The organism is Paraburkholderia caffeinitolerans, from assembly GCF_902859945.1.
In the GTDB taxonomy this organism is placed as follows: Bacteria; Pseudomonadota; Gammaproteobacteria; order Burkholderiales; family Burkholderiaceae; genus Paraburkholderia; species Paraburkholderia caffeinitolerans.
On record NZ_CADIKL010000002.1, the window covers coordinates 220,348 to 241,569 of the forward strand.

The window sequence follows — 21,222 nt, forward strand, 5'->3', positions numbered from 1 at the left end:
TTTACTTCCCGGCCGCAGAGGTGTTGGCGGCGTTATTAGCCGTATTGGCGGTCATCTTGAAGATGCCCGTGGCGTTACCGGCGTCGAAGCGCAGATCGGTTTCCCACTGGCGCGTGGCCTGATTGAAGATGCGCTTGCGCGTGATGAATTCGTAGAACGAGCCCGGCACCTCGCGCTTGACCGTGCCGCCATCGCTCTGGCGCAGATCGCGCAGCACGATATCAGCACGATAGGCGGTTTGGAACACACGGCCCGAGCGCGAGCGCTCGACATCGGGCTTCATCGGACGGCCCTTCGCCTTCTCGTCGTCGGAGAGCTTGAACACGTCGGCCACGCGGTCGGTCGCATGATTGAATGCGTTGCCCTCCGTCGCGATCCAGGCCATTTCCGCTGATTCGAGCAGCAGCGTTTCGTAGTCTTTGACACTAGGCGCTTCGTGCTGACGCGAAAATGCGCCGACGATCACGGGCAACAATTCGCGCGCCGTTTCGAGCGGCAGATAGCCGTCGCGTGCGAGCTCGGCAAGCTGCGAGCATGCGAGCGGCGTGAGCGGATCGCGCGAAGTGCCCAGCACGTTGGACACAGCCTGCTGAAACTCCTTCGAGAAGCGCTCCGGATGCAATTCGCTCACAAAGAACTGCGCAATCTCGTCCGGCGCGTCCTCGTGCACATACGCGCGCCCGGTCATGCCGAGCTTGTCCAGCGGGTAGCGGCCATTGAGCTTGAAGCCGAGCGGCAGCAGGATGCGCGTAAAGGCAGCCTCGCCGGGCGGCAGCGCGCCGCTATGCGCCCAGCGCACCGTGCGCAGCGCGCCATGATCGAAGTACACCGAACCACCCTGCGCAATCGCGTCGTTGGTGTAGTTGCGGCCGTTGGGCGAGCGTTCGAGCAGGTCCTCGAACAGCGCCATATTCATCGCTTGCGCGAGTTCGGCGCGCGTGACCACGCCTTCTTCCCATTCCTGCAGCAGCGCGGGGATATTCAGCGTCGCAAAGAGACGCTCGGTCTTTTGCGCACCCAGCAAACCATGCAGCAGGCTTTCAACATTCGAATTTCTCATTGCCATCTCCCAAATCCCAGCAAATTGGAGCGCGAGACCGATTCCATCCCACGCAGCGCACCAATTAATTATTCAAAACGCCACGCCCGCCGTAAAGTGACATAAAATTGCCAGTCGATGAGTTTTTGGAACTACCATGCGTAAATTCAGGATCCCCAACATGAGCGCGCTGATCGCATTCGAAGCGGCCGCGCGGCATGAGAGTTTCACTCAGGCAGCCAAGGAGCTTTTTCTCACGGAAAGCGCCGTGTCCCGGCAAATCGCCACCCTCGAATCGGGCCTCGGCGTGCGCCTGTTCGTGCGCGCCAAGCAGCGCGTGGTCCTGACGCGCGCGGGCAAGCTCTATGGCATGCAGGTACGCCGCTCGCTGGAAAATCTGGACAAGGACACCCTCTCGATCATCGTGCACGGCAGCGGCGGCGGCTACCTCGAACTGGCGGTCCTGCCGACCTTCGCTTCCGAGTGGTTAATTCCGCGCATGAAAGACTTCAACGACCGCAATGCCGATGTGCGGATCAATATGGGCGTGCGAACGGACACGTTTTCGTTCGACGAATCGCATTTCGAGGCCGCTATTCACTATGGGAAACCCACTTGGCCTGGCACGACTTCCGATTACCTGTTTGGCGAAGAGGTGGTGCCAATCTGCTCGCCGGCCCTGTTGAAGAAGCCGATCAAGAAAGCCCACGAATTGCTCGCCTATCCGCTGCTTCACTCGACCACGCGGCCTCACGGGTGGTCGCAATGGTTTGCGGCGCTGGGCGTGGAAGACAACGCCACGATGCAAGGCGTTCGATATGAACTGCATACGATGCTCACCGCGGGTGCGGCGGCGGGACTGGGCATCGCGCTCGTGCCCCGATTCCTCGTGGAGGGGCAGCTCAAGCACCTGGGGCTCGTGATCCCTTTTGAATCACCGGTGGCGCAGAACGGAAGTTCGGATGCCGCCTACTATCTCGTCTATCCAACGGAATTCAGCCACGGCAAACCGCTCGAAGCGTTTCGCGCGTGGCTGCTGGAACAGGCGGGGGCATACGCCGGTATCGAGTGACAGGCGGGTCGAAGCGCGTCCCCACGAGGTGACGGCTTCGAGAACGAACCGAGCGCCTGGGGACGCTCAATGCCGGTACGCCGCGAGCGCGTCGCGCGCCTGGAACGCGGTGTACGTGAGCTGTGCGGCAGCAAGGCCGGCGAGGCCGAACGTGCGGGTCAGGCCGAATGCCGCAAAGCCTTCCGGCACCGGCTGACCCAGCGCCAACGCGTCGGCGAGCGTTTCGCCAGCGACCGTGGTGGGCGCCATGCCGTGCCCGCCGAATGCAATCGCGTGCCAGACGCCGTCACCATCGCGGCCGATTTGCGGCATCTTGTGCCGTGCGTAGCTCATCAGCCCGCCCCACGCGTATTCGACCTTCACGTCCGCCAACTGCGGATACACGCGCACGAGGTCGCGCCTGAGCAGCCGCGCGATGGCCTCCGGGCCGCGGTCGAGCACTGAGATGCGGCCGCCCCACACAATGCGCGTGTCTTTCAGCGGCCGGTAATAGTCGAACGCAAAACGCGTGTCGTAGACGGCATAAGGCGCGTCGATTGCCTCGGCAAGGCGCGGGCCAAGCGGCTCGGTCGCGATCACATAGGTCGCGATCGGCAGGACCGCGCGCTCGATGCGCTGCGAGACACCGCGCGCATAACCGCCGCAGGCGAATACCACATCTTTGGCGGACACCGTGCCAGTCGGTGTGCGCACAACGAAACCCGCGCCATCGCGCTCGATCGAGCGTGCCGGCGATTGCTCGTAGATGCGCGCGCCGCCCTGCGCCGCGGCATTCGCCACGCCCAGCACGTATTTCAGCGGGTGGAAATGAAAAGCGTTGGGTTCGAAGAGTCCGCCGTGATAGCGCGCGGTCTTCAGCCGCGCACGCAGCGCGTCCTTCGCCACCGGCTCCCATTCGACGCCGAAATCGCGCTTCATCAGCAAGCGCACGGCATCCAGCTTCGATGCATCGTCGAACCAGTTCGCCAGCATCACGCCACGGTCGACGAGGTCGCAATCGATGCCATAGCGGGCGACGCGCGCGCGAATCAGGTCCACGGCTTCGATCGTGAGGCCGTACAGGTGGCGCGCCTTGGCGGCCCCAAGCGTGCCGAGCAGGTCGCCATTGTCGAGACTGTAGCCACCAAACACGAAGCCGCCGTTGCGGCCCGATGCGCCAAAGCCAACGCGCTCGCCATCGAGCACGACCACGTCGCGCACCCCGCGCTCGACGAGCCCAAGCGCGGTGTTCAAGCCCGCGAGGCCGCCGCCGATGATGCAGACCTGCGTGTCGACCTTACCGCTCAGTTGCGGATAAGGCTGACGGGTGACGGTGGATTCGTAGAAGTTTTGCATGCGATTGGGCTTCTAAAAAACGGAAAAATGAATGCGGGCGCTTTAACTGCCCACCTCTCCAGCGGGACAGATCACGCCTCGGGCGCCACCTTCGCCTGGGCGCTCATGTAGCCCGATCGACTCTCGCTCGACGCGGTCTCGAGCTGGCTTTTCGCATAGCGCTCGACCCAGGGTGCGAATTCCATGTCCTCATAGCGCACGAGGCGGCTTTTGCGCACGATCGCGTAGCCGAACCAGACCGCGAGGAAAAGCGGCAAGCCGATATAGGTGGCGCTCACGCCTGCCCAGTCTATCTTGTTGGCGAGAAAAGCCTGATAGTCCTGGCCGACCGTGACGAGCGTGCACAGCACGGCAGCCAGGATCGGACCGAACGGGAAGAGCTTGGCCCGGTACGGCAGTTGCTCGAGGCGATAGCCCTGCTTCAGGAAGCCCTTGCGAAACCGGTAGTGGCTGATCGCAATGCCGAGCCACGTAATGAAGCCGGCCATTCCGGAGAGGTTCAGCAGCCACAGGTACATGGTCTGGTCGCCATAAAGCGACGTGAGAAAGCACAGCGCGCCCACGGCGGTGGTCGCAAACAGCGCGTTGAGCGGCACGCCTCCCGCCGAGACTTTTGCAAACAGCTTGGGTGCGCGGCCTTCGACCGCGAGATTGTAGAGCATGCGCGTGGACGCATACATGCCCGAATTGCCAGCCGAAAGCACGGCGGTCAGGATCACCGCGTTCATGACGCCGGCCGCAAACGCAAGGCCCGCGTGACGGAACACGAGCGTGAACGGGCTTACGCCAATATCGGTCACGTCGCTTTTCAGCAGGCTCGGATCGGTATAAGGAATGATCATGCCGATCACGAATATTGCCAGCACATAGAACAACAAGATGCGCCAGAAAATCTGCTTCACCGCGCGCGGAATCGTCGTGCTCGGGTTTTCAGCTTCGCCCGCCGCCACGCCGATCATTTCGGTGCCCTGAAACGAGAATCCCGCGATCATCGCGACGCCGAGCATCGAGGCCCAGCCGCCAACGAACGGCGCGTCCTTGATCGTGAAGTTTTCGAACCCGTTGCTGGGGCCGCCCTGCATGATGCCAAAAATCATCAGGACGCCGACCGCAATGAACGCAATCACCGTCAATACCTTGACCAGCGAGAACCAGTATTCGGCCTCGCCGAAGCCGCGCACCGACAAAGCGTTAAGCGCGAAAATCAGGGTGAGAAACAGCGCGCTCCACCAGACGCCCGGCACCTTGGGAAACCAGTAGTGCATCACGAGTTGTGCGGCAACCAGCTCGACGGCAATGGTCACCGCCCAGCTATACCAGTAGTTCCAGCCGATCGCGAAACCAAAACCTTCGTCGACGAATTTCGCACCGTATGCGGCGAATGACCCCGACACGGGCATGAAGGCCGCCATCTCGCCGAGGCTCGTCATCAGGAAATAGACCATCAGGCCGATCACCATATACGCGAGCATCGCGCCTCCGGGACCCGCCTGCGAGATCGATGTGCCCGTGGCAACAAACAGGCCCGTGCCGATGGACCCGCCAATTGCGATCATGCGCAAATGGCGCGCTTGCAGTCCGCGATGGAGTATGGGTTCCCCTGATCTGGAACCCGATGTACCCGGGGAATGATTGTCCGGTTGTGAACGCATGACGTGCGCTGTCTCCTTGTTTGTCTAAGACGACGATGCACGTCTGGTTCTCCTGCCACACGCTAGCGGCATGAACGCACTGAACCGGCTGACGTGCGTGTCGCCTTCATCGTGGGGCCGGCCGCACACGAAAAGCCGCGCGGCTGGAAAGGCGCCTGCTGTTTATTCCACCTATCTCGGCGCCGGACAGAGTGTATTGATTAACAAGATGAAACGCCAAACGACATTTCGGAACTAGTTAATGCGTCTTCATCATCAACTGGCGCCGACTCGAAGGTCGTTTCATCCGCAATTCGCATGGTCGAATGCGTCGTCAGAAACGCGTTCGAATGCCAGCCCCCGCGGTATACCCGCTCGACAGCCTGGAAACATGGTCGTACATATAGCCGACGTAAACATCGGTGCGCTTGGAGAAGGGGTAGTCGTAACTCAGCGTTGCGGTTTGCCGCGCCTGATTCAAATTGCTGTTATCGCGCGACCACGCATACGATGCCAGTATGCTGCCCACGCCCACCGGCACCGAAAGGCCGCCTTGCAGCATGTTCACGTGAAAGCTGCTGGTGATCAGCTCGTTGTCGGCATAGGTGTATTCGCCGTACAGCTTCACGAAGTTGAAGTTGTACGACATGCCCAATTGCATCGCCGTCTGGCTCTGGAAGCCGCGCACGAGATTATTGAGGTCTCCCGGCGTGGTGCCGAAATTCAGGTACTGCCAGGTCGCGCCCATCGCGAAATAGCCGTGCGTCCACGTGGCCTGCGCCGAAACTTTTTTCGCTGCATCGTCTCCGGCCTGATTGCCGAACGCGTACATCACATGTGCGTTCAAGCCGCTGAAGTCCGGCGTCGCATACTGAATCGCATTGCTCCACGACGTTCCGCCAGGAATGCCCTGATTGATGCGATAACCAGGGTAGGTACCCAAAGCGGAATAGAGCTGATTGATGGTGGGCGAAAACGTAAACGAGGCATAGAACGGATTGAATTGCGCGGACTGCAAATAGAGCAAGCTGCTCTGCCGACCGAGCGTCAACGCACCGTAGGGCGATCCAATACCCACGTACGCATTGCGGGAGAACATGGGGTCGCCATTGAACGAACCCGACTGCCCCGTTTGCGGACGGAAGAAGCCTTCGATCACGAACATGGCCTTGTAGCCGCCACCCAGCTCCTCCTGGCCGCGAAAGCCCCAGAACGAAGTCGACAACCCGCCGCCGCCCACCTGAGCGGCGGCCGACTGGCCGGGAATGCGCAGATAACCGGCCCATGCGTCCACGATCCCGTATAACTGCACGCTCGATTGCGCGCGTGCCTGAGCGCTCATTACCGTGAGCGCAACGGTTACGGCCACACTGCAAATGCTTTTAAGCGTGGGAATGCGGGCATTGATTGCGAGCATGACTTTGTCTCCTTCGCTATTTGTTTTGGCGAGCGCATACCGGCGTCATGAATGACGCCTCAAATCAGGCATGCGTTTCAGAAGCTTCGGTGCAGCGGCGGAAACGGCTCGCGGGGAACCCCGCGAGCGCGCATCACCGGCATTCAGGAACGGACGTTAGTTGGTCCGATGTTCAAGCGAGCGTTGCTGATACGAAATCATCACGCCCTTCATTTTCTTGAACACAAAGAAGTAGAGCTTGATGTATTGGCCCACCAGAATGGCGTTCATGAAGGTGCCTTCCCGGATGAACTCAGGCTTGCCGAGGAATATGAGGCCTATCGTTGCGCTAATCACAAGCAGCGTGCAGTCGAAAGCGGTCTTGATATCGCCCCACCGCCATTTCGTGCGTTCGAAAACCGCATTGACGAACATGTCGATCGGCATGAGCACGAGATTCGCGCGAATCATCAGGAACAGGCCGAAGGCGAGCAAGGCATCCGCGAAAGCCAGCAAGCCAAACTTCAGAAAATACTCCTGAACGCCGATCGAGCGAGTCAGCATCAGGTTGAAATCCAGGCACGTGGCCAGCACGAACGCCGGGATCAGCGAAGCAAAGTTCTTCAGCCTGAAGTCCTTGCGCATCACCAGGAAAGTCAGGAACAACATCAACAGCTCGAGCATGAAGTTGTACGTGCCCTGGCTTAGCGGCTTGTACACGAGCGTCATGGTGCGGGTGAGGCTGCTTTGCGGGGAAATGCCTATGCCCGCTCGAATGGCCAGACTGATCCCCATGGTCAATATGTAAATGCCGATGATGTAAGTGGCCCAGCGCCGTTTCAGGCTGCCGGTATCGATGACTTCAGCGTCCCTTTCATGATGCGCCATGACGATCCCTTCGTTGTCGTCCTTCTTTTATGCCGTATTGGACGCCGCATTCACACTGGGGCGCCCACCAGGTGTCTCCTCCTTCGGGGTCGACGTCAGACCATGAAGCCGAAGCGGTCCAGCGAGATGAACAGGGTCAGCAGCTTGTTGACCACGGGTTCACCCTCATTGCGGTTGCCCAGCGCTTCCAGTTCCGCATCGATGGCGCGCGTGGCCGTCAGCAGATCGGAAAGATTCATGTTGGCCATCACGCCGTAAATGTCGAGCGGCAGCACCGCCTTGACCTCCTTGTTCTCGGTGACGATGCAGCCGCCCACATAGCTGTCGACCTGCTGGAGGCAATGACACATTTCCGCGCTGTCGTCCCCCACCGCGACGAAGTAGGCCTTGGGTGCCGGCCAGAACGTCGACACCGCGCCGCGATCGATGCTCACGCCCTTGAACAGGCCGTTGACCACATGGCGCTTGCCGTCGGCATAGCGCTGCACCACCGAAATGCGATTGAGCTTGATGCCCGCAACTTCCGGCACGATCTTGCCGTCTTCCAGCGGCACCCACACTTCCTGGTAGAACTTTTCGTGGCCGCGGCCATAAACGTCGAACAGGTACACCTTCGCTTGCTTGCCGTCCGCGGAGACTTCCAGCGGCACGAGATCCAGTTGTTCCGGCGTCAGGTTGCCGAGGCCGGGAACCGGCTTTTTCGCCATGCCCGAATAGTCGATATCGGCTTGCTTCAGCAGCTTGCGATCCTTGGCAACCAATTCGCCATCCTTGAAAACAAAGCGCGGATTGATTTTCGAAAGGCTGTCGGTCAGCACGATATCGGCGAAACGGCCCGGCGTGAGCGAACCGAACTTGTTGTCCATGCGGAAGGCGCGCGCCGTGTATAGCGTCGCCATCTTGATCGCCTTGATCGGCTCGATGCCCATTTCGGCGCACAGCGAAACGATCCAGTCCATGTGGCCCTTGGTCAGCAGGCGGTCGACTGAAATGTTGTCGGCGCACAGCTGGAAATTCTCGGCGGGCCATTTACGCTTGACGATCGCGCGCAGCATGATCTTGATGACCTCGGCGCTGCCCACGCCAAACTTGATTTGCGTTTGCAGACCGTAGCGCACGCTTTTCTCGATGTCGTCTTCCTGCCAGACATCGTGATTCGCGAACGCGCCAATTGCGGGCATGTAATTGAGCATCATGTCCGAGAGCGCGGTCACGCCCCAGTGCGTGTTCATGAAGCCGCCCTTCGCGCGGCCCAGCGCCGATTTGCGGAAATCGTCGTCGTTGCCCTTGCTGTAGGTGAGGTGCGCAAGCTCGCCCAGACCGATGACCGGGTCCATCTTCAACAGCGCATCGGTCACGGCTACCGAGGTTTTCTTGCCCGGCGCAAACGCGAATACGCGGTACGGCAGGCGTTCGTGGTTCTGGAACAGCTGCTCGGTGGCGGGAATCGCCTCCGCACCGGCCGCGCTCACGAAATCGAGGCATTCGGAAAAGATCGTGGTCGTACCGCACGGCACGATGGCTTCGGCAAACGCGGCCGGATGCGCCAATTGCGCGTCGAAGTGAATATGCGCGTCGATCAGGCCCGGAATGGCGTAAAGGCCTTCGCCGTCGAATACCTCGCGCACCTTGATCGCGGTCTCGTCGGGATTCAACGCGACGATGCGCTTGTTGTACACGAGAATCGAGCCTTGATAGACCGACTCGCTGTGAACGTCGAGGATATTCAGGTTCTTCAACAACAGGTCGGCTTCCTGCTTGCCGTTGAGCACGTCGAAAATCGCCTTCACCTGATCGTAATGGGCGGCGACCTGGTCGCGTTGGCCCGATGCATTGGCGTTTCTCTCGCTGACTTCCTGGTACATGGCTAGTCTCACTTTCATCGATGGGTTCGAGGCCGCCTTCGGCCCCCAAATCGCTAACGATCGCGACTGATGTAATGAAAACCGAAATCACCGTAACTAAAAAGAAGCGTTTTTTGCACGGACCGTACGCTTTTCGAGTACGATGCCTCGACCAGGGAGACAGGCGAACATGCTGCATTCACGATTGCTGCGCTATATCGACGAGGTGGCGCGTTGCGGATCCATTCGCGGCGCCGGAGAAAAACTCCATGTCGCCGCTTCGGCGGTGAACAAGCATGTGTTGCTTCTGGAAGAGGAAATCGGCGAGCCCCTGTTCGAGCGGCTGCCGCGCGGGCTGCGGCTCACGCCGGCCGGGGAAATCCTGCTGGCCCACGTGCGCAAGACCATGTCGGAATACCGCCAGGTCGAAGCCGAAATACGCAACCTGAAAACGCTGCAAAAAGGCGAAGTGATCATCGCCACCGTGACAGGCCTCGCGAGCGGCATCGCTTCCACCGCCGCCGCGAATTTCAGCGTGCATCACCCGCACATCAAAATCTCGATCCGGGTGATGTCGGTGCGCGAAATCTTCGATGCGCTCGTGAGCGGCGAGGCCGATCTCGGGCTCGGCTTCAACCTGCCACCGTCACCGCAACTCGAAAGCCTCTGGGAAATGGACACGAGCCTCGGCGCGGTGATTTCGCCGAACCACGCGCTCGCGCGCATGGAATCCATCCCGCTGGCCTACTGCACTTCGTACCCGCTGATATTCGCCGACCGCGCGATGCTGATGCACGGCATCGTGGCCGATACGTTCGAGGAAGCGGGGCTCAGCGTCGAACCGGCCTTCCGCACCAATTCGATCGAGACCATGAAACGGCTGGCCGCCGCGAGCGAAGGCATTGCCTTTCTCAGCAAATTCGACATCGCCGACGAATACCGCCAGGACGTGCTCACTTACCGCCAGATTCGCGACCGCGCGTTCAGCAGGAACGTGCTTTCGCTCGTGCGCCGCGAAAAGCACGGGCGTGGCCTTGCGAGCCTGTTGCTGGCCGAGGAAATCATGAACGTGCTGGGTGGGATGAGCGGCTGAAGGCGGCCGAGCCCGGCGCAAAGTGTTGCGGAAATGCCGCCGGCCGCGTGAACACATTGAAACAGTCTGAAATATATGGAATGATATCGATTCTCATTCCCAAGCAGCATTCGGGACTTTTAAACCAGGACCAGCCAGCCTAGCGTCGTTTCCCCGTGCATCTGGGGCGGCTCAGCCAGCCACCCCACCGCGCTGTTGCGCCATGCGTGCGCAGCCGATCGCAATCCGATCGCGCGGATTTTTCCTTGCACAGGGCCCCCATGTTGAACAGGACGCCGCTCGCGAGTGCGCTCGCGCTGGTCTTTGCCGTACCTTTTGCTTCGTCCGCGCTCGCCCAGAGCGCGCCGGTTGTCCCGCAGCACAGCGAGACCGCCCCGCCAACGCCGGCAACGGACAACGCCACGCTGCCCGCCATCTCCGTCTCGGCCCAAGCCCCCGGCCAGAATAATCAGGACTTCCAGGCAGAAACTTCGACCGTCGGCGCGAAAACGCCCACGGCGCTGCGCGACATCCCGCAAAGCGTCACGGTCATCAACAAGGCCGTGATGCAGTCGCAGGGCGCCACCTCGTTCCAGGACGCATTGCGCAATGCGCCGGGCATCACGATCGGCGGCGCGGAGGGCGGGCAGATCGGCAACAACATCAACCTGCGCGGCTTCACGGCGCAAAACGACATCTATCTCGACGGCTTTCGCGACCGCAACCAGTACTACCGCGACACCTTCGACCTCGATTCGATCGAAGTGCTTTACGGCCCCTCGTCGATGCTGTTCGGGCGCGGCTCGACGGGCGGCGTGATCAATCAGGTGACCAAGCACGCGACGCTCAAGCCGCTCACCGAAGTCTCGGCCACGCTCGGCACCGACGACCGCTATCGCACGACGCTCGACGTAGACCGCCCGCTCGGCGACCATGCCGCGTTCCGCCTGAACGCGTTCGGCCAGTCGATGGGTTCGACGCGCGACGAGATGAAAAACAAGGATTACGGCTTCGCTCCCGAGTTGCGTTTTGGCATTGGCACGCCCACCGAGATCACGCTCTCGGCGCTCATCCAGCACAACTACGACATGCCCGATTACGGCGTGCAATCGATCAACGGGCATCCGTTCGCGCCTTCGAAGAGCACCTATTACGGCCTCACCGACGACCGCACGATCCAGGACATTCAAACGGTGCAAGCCCGCATCGATCACACCTTCAACGATCAGTTCAAGATCAGCAACCAGACGCAGTTCTCGCACTCGCTCACCGACGCACGCGAGACCGCGCCGGGCGCGGTGCTGACCGGCCCGCTCGCGTCGAGCACCGCGCTCAAGAACGGCAACTACACGACGCTGCCGCTTTCATCGCTTTACGTGAAGCTCGCGAGCCACGACCGCGTAATCGAGAACCACTCGATCTATAACGATACGATGGCGCAATACAAGTTCTCCACGGGCGCCGTGAAGCACGAGATGATTGCGGGCGTTGAAATCGGCCACGACAGCTATACCAATCAGGCCTATACACGCAACAACCTGCCGATCGTCTCGCTGCTCGACCCCGTCTATATTCCGACGCCATCGAACGTCACGCAGAGCGTGGGCAATCACGCGGAATCGGGCGCGACCTCGCTGGCCGCGTACTTCAATGAAACGATGTCGATTGGCGAGCACTGGAAACTCATCGGTGGTTTGCGCTGGGATCGCTTTCAGGCGCACATTGCGAACAGCGTGAGCGCGCCCGCCTACGCGGACCAGACCAACACCTTCACGAGCGTGCGCGCCGGCGCGATCTACCAGCCCACGGATTGGCAGTCGTATTACTTCTCGTATGGCACCTCGTTCAATCCATCGCTCGAAGCGCTCACGGTCACGAACAACACGCAGAACCTCGCGCCAGAGAGCACGAAGTCGTATGAAGTGGGCGGCAAGTGGGACTTGCTGGGCGGCAATCTCTCGGTAACGTCGGCGTTCTTCCAGCAGGAAAAGGACAACGCGCGCACGCAGACATCTTCCGGCGAATACTTGCTCGAAGGCGACATTCGCGTGCGCGGCTTCCAGGCAGGCGCAACGGGCCACATCACGAACAAATGGCAAGTGTTTGCGGGCTACACGTATATGGACGGCGTGATCCTCAAGGCGCTCGACGGCACCCAGGGCCATACGCCGGCCAACACACCGCGCAACACCTTCACGTTCTGGACCACTTACGCGCTCACACCGCATTGGGAGATCGGCGGCGGACCGACCTATATGTCGTCGCGCTACGCGTCGAACACGAACTATGTGGAAACCGGCGGCTATACGCGCTGGGATGCGATGGCCGCGTATCACGCGAAGAAGTGGGACCTGCAGTTCAATCTGCTGAACATCACCAACAAGTTCTACTACGACGCACTCGTTCCGTCCGATGGCGGGCGTTCGGTGCCGGGCGTCGGCCGCACGTTCCTCGCTACGGCGAACTATCGTTTCTAACCCAGAAAGGAAGGGAACAAGAGATGCTGATCCACGTCCCCAACGTATTGACGCCCGAGCAGGTGCGCGCGCTGCGCGAGCGGCTCGACCACGCCGGCGACGCATGGGTCGACGGCCGCGCCACGGCCGGATGGTCGGGCGCGCCCGTCAAGCACAACCGGCAGATTGCCGAGCACACGCCGCTTGCGCGCGAGCTGGGCGACGTGGTGCTCGCGGCCATCGAGCGCAATCCGCTCTTTATCAGCGCGGCGCTGCCCAACCAGGTGTATCCGCCGCTCTTCAACCGCTACGAAGGCGGCATGACGTTCGGCAGCCATGTCGACGGCGCGGTGCGCGTGCTGCCCAATGGCATGAAGCTGCGCACCGACGTTTCGGTCACGCTGTTTCTCTCGTCGCCCGATGAGTACGAGGGCGGCGAACTCGTGGTCGAAGACACTTATGGCGTGCAGGAGGTCAAGCTGCCGGCCGGCGACATGATTGTTTATCCGGCCACCAGCCTGCATCAGGTCAGGCCGGTTACGCGCGGCGCTCGGGTCGCGAGCTTCTTCTGGGTGCAAAGTCTCGTGCGCGACGACACGAAACGCGCGCTGCTGTTCGACATGGACACCGCCATCCAGCGGTTGAACGCGAGCGACGCGAACGCCGGCGCGCGCCGTAGTCTCGTGGGCTGCTATCACAATCTTTTGCGGCTCTGGAGCGAGACATAGCGCGGCCGGCGACGTAATCCACCGGTTAGAGCACGCTCAGAAAGGAATCCTCATGATGCCGTGCTCTGTGACGATCCGGTCGGCATCGCTCGCGCGTTCCTGAAACGGCGGCAGCGACTCGGCGGTGGTGGTCGTGAGCGGCCCCCGGTAAACGGTGCCATGATGTAAGCGAGATTTCGGCGGACCTGAATCGACTCCCGGCCCGCGTACTGCTTCTTCCAGTGGTAATACGTCTGCTCAGAAATGCCCAGTTGCAGGCTGCAAGGCATGAATTACCCCAGGCGCACAAACCTTGCAAAATGCTAACAACCAGGCTTTAATGTCACGCATGGAGTTTGATCTGCTTTCAAACACTTTCTCTCCATTGGATCCATAGCCATGTATCCCATCCTCGATCCGATCCGCACTTCCCGCTGCTTTTCGTGCGCGGCGGGAAAGCATGTCCGTCGGGATACGACGATGGGGCTTGGGAAAGGCACCCGGAGCCGCGGCGGCCCCGCGGACAAGTCAGCACTCCCTTTCGCCCGGCGCTTCGCATAACACAAAACAGCAACGCGAAGACCGGGCTCCTACCGCAGCCTTACATTCCCCACTGCCGTGCGCTCTCGCGCGTGTCTTGACGAGACACGCGATATACGCATGCGTGGTGGTGTGTCACTTTCCACTGAATCCCCGTTGCGCTGCATGCAAATGTACGGCGACCCGCCTTATGTTTAATCAGCAGCGGACGGATTCCGTGCGAGCAAGCGGGGCAACCATGAGAACTCAAAGGAAGCATCTATTGGCCGCGCCGAATATTACCGGGAGATCGGACGTTCCTGAAACGGGTCAGCTTGATGCGATGACGACCTGCATGGCGCGGGAAGCTCGCGTTGATACCCCGAGTCAGTGTACCGAGCACAACGGCTATTTTCTGAAGGCCCGTGCCAACCTGACGAATCGCGACATGTACGCGGCCGATCTGGTCATTGAGCGGCCCGGATATCCATCACGTCACTTTCACGCCCTCGATCATTTCTACGACGCAGGACAAGCTCTACGTTACGCAACAAGATGGGGACGAATCTGGGTTGACCATCAATTGAAGAAGATTGCTGGCCAGGAAAATCGGTTTGACTGCCCTGGGCGACAGTCTTGACGTTGTGCTCGACAACAGGAATTTATGTTTAGGTATGCATATGACATCTAGATTCCGGGATGGCAAGACACTACGGTTCGTGATTCGAAATCCGGCCAACTCGACGGCGGCGCTCTTGTATTGGCTGGGATTACAGGAGCCGACACAGGATGCGAGCTTCGTTGAAGTTACTCAACGTTACGGTCCCTTGATGCAGGTCGTTTTCGCGGACGAGCGTCCAGGTGCGTTTGTCAACCGTAAAGCCGTGCGCGAAGTTGTCGAGTCCGGAGTGATTAACCGTCTAATCTTTTCCGATGATTCGTGGCTGGATGTGTGGAGCGACAGCCGTTGCTCTGATCTCTGCAATCTTCATTCGCACCGGAGGCACAGATGCCAATGATCTGCGCCGCTAATGGCTAGAGAAGCGCCCCCGCCGCCGTCATTGGAGCGGGAGCGGGGACTTGTCAACGGACGCGAGAATTGAGCGGCGGGCCGGCGCACTCAGAACGAATGCCGCATCCCGATCCGCACATCGGCCTGAGTGGTCGAAGTGGACGGCGTGAAGCTATATCCAATCACCGCATCCACGCCACTCGACGCCTTCAGATAATCACCGGAGATATACACATCCGTGCGCTTGGACAAGAGGTAATGCGCGCCGAGCGAACCCTGATTCCAGTGATGTCCTTCGAAGTTCGTGTACTGGTAGCCGCCGATCACACTGAACGCAGGGGTCACCTGCCAGCTGGCGCCGCCCTCGCCCACCTTCATATGCGACGTCTCGCCAAGACCCTTGATCGTCGTATAAGTGAAGTTGCCCATCAGCGTCACGTTGCCGATCGCATAGCTCGATCCAATGCCAAATGTGCCCTGCTTATCCACCGGGAACGGGTTGGCCGAGAAGAGATCGGTTCGCGCTCCCGTGGCGGGATCGACCGTCACGACCTGCTGGCCGAGAAACGTGTGCACGCCGAGCATCGCGTACGGATCGAACGCGTAGATACCATGCGGATTGTTCAACTGGGTATACGCCGCGCCCGCTGTAAACGATCCATTCGCATAGTGCCCGCCGACGCTCCACGCGCTGTCCTGATGGAAGTCACCCGCAACGTTGCCGAACGAATACATGCCGCCGAACATGAAGCCCGCGAATTCTTTCGACAGGAACTTCACCGCATTGGGCAGGCGGTCGCCGTTGAACCGGTCGAAGTCGCCCTGGTGAATCGCATAACCGCTCGCCCACGCCGAGACGTTGTAGAGGTACACCATCTCTTCGGTCATATCGAGCTGATTGCCGAACGACAGCGTGCCCCACTGGTTCTGCAGCCCCACATAAGCCTGGCGTCCGAACATCGAGCCGCCAAAGCCCAACTGCCCATTGCCCAGATGAAAGCCGCTCTCCAGCACAAAAACCGTTTGCAGACCGCCGCCCAGATCTTCGACACCCTTGATGCCCCAACGGTTACCGTATGAAATGCCATCGTCGAACTTCACGACATGCGAGCCACCCGTGTTGCTCACGTAGGTAATGCCTGCGTCAAGAATCCCATATAACGTTACGCTGCTTTGTGCGTGACTTGCGTTGGAAACCCCTGCGAGCGCCAGTGCGACACCCGTCAATGCTGCGGCATTCAGTTTTTTCATTTAGTTCTCTCTTGCCTGGCTATATGGGATGGAAGCGCGAAGATGACTTCCCTGCGTGTGCACCCTGCATCACGATCAACGCACAGTACAAGTCCATATTTCAGGCAACTCGATCAGATACGACATGCTTTGGTCTCGCAGCGACACAAACAATAAAAAAAACGCGCAATTCATTGCAGAACTGCGCGCCCTTCATTTCAATACCGATGACGTCGCTTGCGCTTTAGTGAATACCGAGTTGCGCCTGCACTGCCTGCAATCCGTCCGCGCCGCTCGCGGTCGTCACACCCTTGAGCCATGCATTTAGCAATCCTGGATTACCCTTCAGCGCTCTGAGCGCAGCCGTATTCACATCCACCTTGTTCAGCAGCACATTCGCAATGATCTGGTTTTCCATGTCGACATTGAATGTCATTTGCTGGAACAGTCGCGCAAGATTCCCGCACTGGCCTGCAAAACCTGCCCGTGTCACCGTATTCACTGTCGCGCCGCCATAGTTCGGGCCGAAATAGGCATCGCCGCCCGACAAATAGCTCAAGTGGAATTTTGTGTTCATCAAATGCGGTTCCCACGCGAGGAATACGATCCACTGCTTGTCGCGCACGGCGCGCTCCACTTGCGTGAGCATGCCCGTTTCACTCGATTCAACGATCTTCCAATCGCCAAGTCCGTATGCCTTTTCCGCAATCATCTTCTTGATGTTCTGATTGGCGGGTGCGCCCGGTTCGATGCCGTAGATCTTCCCGTTGAACTGGTCCGCATGCTTGACCAGATCCGCAAACGAGTGCACGCCTGCCGCCGCCACATAGTCAGGCACGGCCAGCGTGAATTTCGCATGGGTCAGATTCGCGTGCAGCACGTCGATCGAACGCTCGTCCACGAACGGTTTCACGAGCGGACCTTGCGCGGGCATCCAGTTGCCAAGAAACACGTCGATCTGCCCTTTTTTCATACCCTGATACGTGATCGTCACCGACAGATTCGATACGTTCTGCTGATAGCCCAGCGCCTTCAGCAACACGCCCGCCACCGCATTGGTCGCGTCGATATCCGACCACCCAGGATCGGCCATGCGGACCTGCGTGCAGCTTTGCGGTTCTGCAGCATGCAAGGTCCCCGTCAAGGTCGCGCCAAGCAGGGTGACTATCGGTACCGTCTTCGCAAGCAAACTTCTCCAGCGTCTGTTCATCGTGGGCTCCCGTATCGATGCGTTTCAGCGTGCAACGCGCGGATAGCGCGCCATGGCCTCCAGCGTGTCGAGTTCAATGTGATTGCGCATATAGCGCTGGCTCGCGTCGTTAAAGGGCTGCCAATCCCAAGAGCGGATCGCGCCCTGCGTGGTCGCTTCGAAATGAAAGCGCCTGCGGCGCTGGCTCGCAAGCACCGCCTGATGCAAAGCAGGGATATCCCAGCGCCCCGCAATCTCCTGGCGAAAAGCAGCGACGAGGCTCGCAGCTTCCGGGGCTAATGCGAGGTTCACGCATTCGCCGGGATCGTCCACGAGGTCGTAGAGCTGGTCGGGATCGACGGGCGTATGGATGAATTTGTACTTGCCACGGCGGATCATCACCATTGGCGCAATCGCGCCTTCCGCAAAGTACTCGACAATCGCTTCATCGTGGCCACCGTCGCCGTGAAGGTGCGGCAACAGGCTGTGTCCGTCGACGGGGTCGGGCCATTGGGCGCGGCGCGTGCCCGTCGCCATCTCGACTAGCGTCGGCAGCAGATCGATATGCGATACCGACGCCGCCACCCGCCGCGCACGGTATTGCCTGGGCGCATGCACGATCAGCGGCACGCGCACGCCGCCTTCGAAGCAGGTCATTTTGTACCAGAGCCCGCGTTCGCCGAGCATTTCACCGTGATCCGAAGTCACGATCACGATCGTATCGTCGGCAAGACCCGTCGCCTTCAGCGTATCGAGAATCGCGCCGAACTGGGCGTCGACATACGACAATGCACCGTAATACGCGTGCCGCGCGTTGCGAATCTGCTGGTCGGTCGGTGGCGTCAGGTCCGCCTCGTAGAGATCGCGCAGACGCTTCGAATGCGGATCGCTCTCCTCGCGCGCCAGCGTAATGCGCGGCATGTCGATGTCCTCATCGCGGTACAGGTCCCAGTATTGCCGTGGAATCGCATAGGGGTCATGCGGATGCGTGAGCGACACGGTCATGCAGAACGGACGCACATCCCGTTGCGCAGCGCGTTCGCGCACGATGTCGTAGAGCTTCTGACGCGCGGTGTACGTAACCTCATCGTCGAAATCGAGCTGGTTCGTGCGCACGCATGGGCCTGCATCCAGAACCGAACTCATGTTGTGATACCAGCTTGGGCGCACATCGGGGCGGTCCCAGTCGGGTACCCAGCCGAAATCGGCGGGATAGATGTCCGTCGTCAGGCGCTCTTCGAAGCCGTGCAATTGGTCGGGGCCGCAGAAGTGCATCTTTCCCGAAAGGATCGTCCGATACCCTGCCGCGCGCAGGTAATGTGCGAACGTCAATGTTTGTGCGGGCAGTTCGGCGGCGTTATCGTATGCATCGGTGGCGGCGGGCAGCTTGCCCGTCATCATCGATATGCGGGCGGGCGCGCACAGCGGGCTCGCGCAGTACGCGGAATCGAACACGACGCCTTCTTTCGCAAGCGCATCGATGCGCGGCGTCAGTGAAACCTGATTTCCATACGCGCGCAGGGCAAACGGCGTCATCTGATCGGCCATCAGGATAAGAATATTCGGCTTGGTGATAGGGCTCATTGGCGGGGCGGATTAGAATCGAACGGTTATGCGTCGTTACGCGGCGATGCAAGCATCACTCTGACTCGCCGCATGGACTTCACTATTGCCGCTGGCCAAACCGTTGTGAAGGCGGCGTGCGCTTATCGGCCCATAAGGGGAAGTTATGCCTGGACCAGACCGTCTTCCGCCAATGCAGACGTTGTCGGCTTTCGAATCGGCCGCGCGCCTCGCGAGCTTCACGGCCGCCGCGCGCGAGCTCGGCTCGACCCAGCCGGCGGTCAGCCAGCGCATCGTGCAACTGGAAGAAGACCTCGGCGCACCGCTATTCGAGCGCGGTCATCGCGGCGTGACGCTCACGGCCGAGGGCGCGCTGCTCTACGAAGCCGTGCGCAGCGGTCTCGACACGATCCGCGAGGCAACGACCTGCATTCGTGCGCGCCGCGCAACGGGCGCATTGACGATCCTGACCGACGCGGGCTTCGCCACCTATTGGCTGATGCCGCGCCTCGCGCGCCTGAAAGCGTCGATGCCCGGCGTCAACGTGAAGATCGTCACGTCGCAGCTTGGCTACGACCCTCACCGCGATCACGCCGACATCGCGATCGCATTCGGCGACGGCCACTGGCCGCCCTGCACCTCGACGCGGCTCTTCGCCGAAGCCGTCATGCCGGTCTGCTCACCCGCGTTTCGCGAAGCGCATGGCGCCGTCACCCACGCCGCCGATCTCGCCGAGTTGCCGTTGCTGCACGTGCAACCGACCGAACCCGAGCGCTGGCTCGCCTGGGACACATGGTTTGCCGCGTATGGTCTCGCCGCACCGGAGGAAAGTCAGGGGATCATGTTCAACAGCTATTCGCTCGTCGTGCAGGCCGCGTTGATGAGCCAGGGCGTCGCGCTGGGCTGGACACCGCTGACCGACGAACTCATCGCATCCGGCCTTCTGGTACGCCTGCTCGACACGCCCGTGACGACCGAGCGCGGCTATTACCTCGTCTGTCCGCCCGCGCGCCCCGCGCCTGCAGCAGTGCCGCTGTTCCGGCGGTGGCTGTTCAACGAACTAAGCGGCATCGGCGCGCACGAGCACGCCTGACGCTCAGCACTACGCTTTGGCATGCTCGCTGCGCTTGCGCTCGTTCAGGGCTGTCATGGTTGCGCCCCAGAACTCGCCGGACTCCTGTCCCGCCGGGGACTGGCGCCAAACCTCGCGCGATAGGTCCGCGAAAAATGCGATGGCGATTCGAACCCGCATGCCACGCAAATGGCCGTAATCGACATATCGGTCTGGCGCAATAGCTCCCGCGCGCGATCAAGCCGCAATTGCAGATAGAAATGCGTCGGCGTGTCCTTGAGCAAGGAACAAAAGAGTCGCTCGAGCTGCCGGCGCGTGACGCCAATTTCCTGCGCAAGATCGGCCGGCGCAAGCGGCTCTTCCATGTTCTGTTCCATCACGCCGATCACCTGGATCAGCTTGGGATTGTGCACGCCATAGCGGGCAGCGATTTCCATGCGCTGATGATCGGAGCGCTGCCGGATGCGGCTCACCACGAACTGCTCGGAAATCGACGAGGCAAGCGCCGCCCCGTGACTGCGCGCGATCAGATCGAGCATCATGTCGATCGAGGCCGTGCCGCCCGCGCACGTAATGCGCCGCGCGCCGATTTCGAATAGATCTCCGCTCGCCGCGACGGATGGGTAACGCTCGCGAAACGCGGACAGCGCCTCCCAATGCAAGGTCACGCTATCCGTTGGCCGAAGCAGTCCCGCTTCGGCCAGGATGAATGCGCCCGTATCGATGCCACCAAGCATGACGCTCGCGCGGTCGAGGCGCTTGAGCCAGTCGCCGAGCGCGCGGCTGTAGCACGCAAGCGGTTCGAAACCCGCGACCACAAACACGCTCTGCACATCGTCGACGTCCGCGAATGCCGCTTCGGCGTTCAGCGAAATGCCATTGCTCGCGGGCACGGGCGCGCCGTCGACGCTCAATATGTGCCAGCGGTACAGGTTCTCGCGAAAGCGGTTCGCGACACGTAAGGGCTCGATGGCCGACATGAAACCGAGGGCCGAAAAGCCCGGCAGCAGCAGGAACGAGATGTCTTGGGGCATCACTTGATGTTCGGGAGGTCGCGTGAAGCGGATTCATCGAATCCGGCGAGCGTAGCAAGCGCCATGCAAGGCGGCAAGCCACGCCAATAATGCGCGGCTCGATGGCGCAGTGCACAAGCAACACGCAAGCCCAGCCCATCGAGCGCCGTTCGTCACGCACTGT

Annotated in this window: 16 protein-coding genes; 6 read left to right on the forward strand and 10 right to left on the reverse strand. The window is 60.6% G+C overall.

The window, feature by feature from the left end; genetic code table 11:
* Nucleotide 1: 1 nt before the first annotated feature.
* The gene (locus tag HV773_RS02645; protein ID WP_129563466.1) at nucleotides 2-1,060 is read right to left on the reverse strand and encodes a DUF1338 domain-containing protein; all 1,059 of its coding nucleotides are present in this window, start codon (nucleotides 1,058-1,060) and stop codon (nucleotides 2-4) included.
* 136 nt (nucleotides 1,061-1,196) lie between these two features.
* On the opposite strand from HV773_RS02645, the gene HV773_RS02650 reads away from it, so the two are divergent.
* The gene (locus tag HV773_RS02650) at nucleotides 1,197-2,111 is read left to right on the forward strand and encodes a LysR family transcriptional regulator (RefSeq protein WP_129563467.1); all 915 of its coding nucleotides are present in this window, start codon (nucleotides 1,197-1,199) and stop codon (nucleotides 2,109-2,111) included.
* A gap of 66 nt (nucleotides 2,112-2,177) precedes the next feature.
* Here the strand turns inward: HV773_RS02650 and HV773_RS02655 are convergent, their stop codons facing one another.
* The 5 genes from HV773_RS02655 to HV773_RS02675 form a co-directional block, all read right to left on the reverse strand.
* Nucleotides 2,178-3,446 (reverse strand): NAD(P)/FAD-dependent oxidoreductase, encoded by a 1,269-nt coding sequence (locus tag HV773_RS02655; RefSeq protein WP_129563468.1) that lies wholly within the window; start codon nucleotides 3,444-3,446, stop codon nucleotides 2,178-2,180.
* Nucleotides 3,447-3,517: 71 nt separating this feature from the next.
* Nucleotides 3,518-5,098: an amino acid permease gene (locus HV773_RS02660; protein WP_129563469.1), complete on the reverse strand. Its 1,581-nt coding sequence runs from the start codon at nucleotides 5,096-5,098 to the stop codon at nucleotides 3,518-3,520.
* A 313-nt stretch (nucleotides 5,099-5,411) separates the two neighbouring features.
* A complete protein-coding gene (locus tag HV773_RS02665; protein ID WP_129563470.1) occupies nucleotides 5,412-6,494 on the reverse strand; it encodes a porin in 1,083 nt (360 codons plus the stop codon).
* Nucleotides 6,495-6,650: 156 nt separating this feature from the next.
* Nucleotides 6,651-7,361, reverse strand: a complete 711-nt coding sequence (locus HV773_RS02670) for a YczE/YyaS/YitT family protein (RefSeq protein ID WP_129563471.1) — start codon at nucleotides 7,359-7,361, stop codon at nucleotides 6,651-6,653.
* Nucleotides 7,362-7,456: 95 nt separating this feature from the next.
* On the reverse strand, nucleotides 7,457-9,244 hold the full coding sequence (locus tag HV773_RS02675) for an amidohydrolase family protein (RefSeq protein ID WP_129563472.1): 1,788 nt from the start codon (nucleotides 9,242-9,244) through the stop codon (nucleotides 7,457-7,459).
* A gap of 151 nt (nucleotides 9,245-9,395) precedes the next feature.
* Here HV773_RS02675 and HV773_RS02680 point away from each other — a divergent pair, with 151 nt between their 5' ends.
* From HV773_RS02680 to HV773_RS02700, 4 genes are all read left to right on the forward strand, one after another.
* Nucleotides 9,396-10,298 carry a LysR family transcriptional regulator gene (locus tag HV773_RS02680; RefSeq protein WP_129563473.1) on the forward strand — a complete coding sequence of 301 codons (903 nt, stop codon included), beginning with the start codon at nucleotides 9,396-9,398 and terminating at the stop codon, nucleotides 10,296-10,298.
* Nucleotides 10,299-10,558: 260 nt separating this feature from the next.
* A complete protein-coding gene (locus tag HV773_RS02685) occupies nucleotides 10,559-12,754 on the forward strand; it encodes a TonB-dependent receptor (RefSeq protein WP_129563474.1) in 2,196 nt (731 codons plus the stop codon).
* Nucleotides 12,755-12,777: 23 nt separating this feature from the next.
* Complete coding sequence (locus tag HV773_RS02690; RefSeq protein ID WP_129563475.1) at nucleotides 12,778-13,461, forward strand: Fe2+-dependent dioxygenase; 684 nt, start codon at nucleotides 12,778-12,780, stop codon at nucleotides 13,459-13,461.
* 781 nt (nucleotides 13,462-14,242) lie between these two features.
* A complete protein-coding gene (locus tag HV773_RS02700) occupies nucleotides 14,243-14,599 on the forward strand; it encodes a hypothetical protein (RefSeq protein WP_227875484.1) in 357 nt (118 codons plus the stop codon).
* Between the two features lie 480 nt (nucleotides 14,600-15,079).
* Here the strand turns inward: HV773_RS02700 and HV773_RS02705 are convergent, their stop codons facing one another.
* From HV773_RS02705 to betC, 3 genes are all read right to left on the reverse strand, one after another.
* Nucleotides 15,080-16,222: a porin gene (locus tag HV773_RS02705; RefSeq protein ID WP_129563477.1), complete on the reverse strand. Its 1,143-nt coding sequence runs from the start codon at nucleotides 16,220-16,222 to the stop codon at nucleotides 15,080-15,082.
* Nucleotides 16,223-16,445: 223 nt separating this feature from the next.
* A complete protein-coding gene (locus HV773_RS02710) occupies nucleotides 16,446-17,411 on the reverse strand; it encodes a choline ABC transporter substrate-binding protein (protein ID WP_129563478.1) in 966 nt (321 codons plus the stop codon).
* Nucleotides 17,412-17,435: 24 nt separating this feature from the next.
* A complete protein-coding gene (gene betC, locus HV773_RS02715) occupies nucleotides 17,436-18,974 on the reverse strand; it encodes a choline-sulfatase (RefSeq protein WP_129563479.1) in 1,539 nt (512 codons plus the stop codon).
* 145 nt (nucleotides 18,975-19,119) lie between these two features.
* Between betC and HV773_RS02720 the strand changes: the two genes are divergently transcribed.
* Nucleotides 19,120-20,046: a choline sulfate utilization transcriptional regulator gene (locus HV773_RS02720; RefSeq protein WP_129563480.1), complete on the forward strand. Its 927-nt coding sequence runs from the start codon at nucleotides 19,120-19,122 to the stop codon at nucleotides 20,044-20,046.
* A 53-nt stretch (nucleotides 20,047-20,099) separates the two neighbouring features.
* Here HV773_RS02720 and HV773_RS02725 read toward each other — a convergent pair whose 3' ends face one another.
* A complete protein-coding gene (locus HV773_RS02725) occupies nucleotides 20,100-21,059 on the reverse strand; it encodes a GlxA family transcriptional regulator (protein ID WP_129563481.1) in 960 nt (319 codons plus the stop codon).
* Between the last annotated feature and the right edge of the window lie 163 nt (nucleotides 21,060-21,222).

Coding starts and splice junctions, on each gene's coding strand:
- HV773_RS02710 (WP_129563478.1), bottom strand. CDS start 17,411: ATGAACAGACGCTGGAGAAGTTTGCTTGCGAAGACGGTACCGATAGTC.
- HV773_RS02720 (WP_129563480.1), top strand. CDS start 19,120: ATGCCTGGACCAGACCGTCTTCCGCCAATGCAGACGTTGTCGGCTTTC.
- HV773_RS02705 (WP_129563477.1), bottom strand. CDS start 16,222: ATGAAAAAACTGAATGCCGCAGCATTGACGGGTGTCGCACTGGCGCTC.
- HV773_RS02675 (WP_129563472.1), bottom strand. CDS start 9,244: ATGAAAGTGAGACTAGCCATGTACCAGGAAGTCAGCGAGAGAAACGCC.
- HV773_RS02660 (WP_129563469.1), bottom strand. CDS start 5,098: ATGCGTTCACAACCGGACAATCATTCCCCGGGTACATCGGGTTCCAGA.
- HV773_RS02650 (WP_129563467.1), top strand. CDS start 1,197: ATGCGTAAATTCAGGATCCCCAACATGAGCGCGCTGATCGCATTCGAA.
- betC (WP_129563479.1), bottom strand. CDS start 18,974: ATGAGCCCTATCACCAAGCCGAATATTCTTATCCTGATGGCCGATCAG.
- HV773_RS02665 (WP_129563470.1), bottom strand. CDS start 6,494: ATGCTCGCAATCAATGCCCGCATTCCCACGCTTAAAAGCATTTGCAGT.
- HV773_RS02670 (WP_129563471.1), bottom strand. CDS start 7,361: ATGGCGCATCATGAAAGGGACGCTGAAGTCATCGATACCGGCAGCCTG.
- HV773_RS02690 (WP_129563475.1), top strand. CDS start 12,778: ATGCTGATCCACGTCCCCAACGTATTGACGCCCGAGCAGGTGCGCGCG.
- HV773_RS02645 (WP_129563466.1), bottom strand. CDS start 1,060: ATGAGAAATTCGAATGTTGAAAGCCTGCTGCATGGTTTGCTGGGTGCG.
- HV773_RS02655 (WP_129563468.1), bottom strand. CDS start 3,446: ATGCAAAACTTCTACGAATCCACCGTCACCCGTCAGCCTTATCCGCAA.
- HV773_RS02685 (WP_129563474.1), top strand. CDS start 10,559: ATGTTGAACAGGACGCCGCTCGCGAGTGCGCTCGCGCTGGTCTTTGCC.
- HV773_RS02725 (WP_129563481.1), bottom strand. CDS start 21,059: ATGCCCCAAGACATCTCGTTCCTGCTGCTGCCGGGCTTTTCGGCCCTC.
- HV773_RS02680 (WP_129563473.1), top strand. CDS start 9,396: ATGCTGCATTCACGATTGCTGCGCTATATCGACGAGGTGGCGCGTTGC.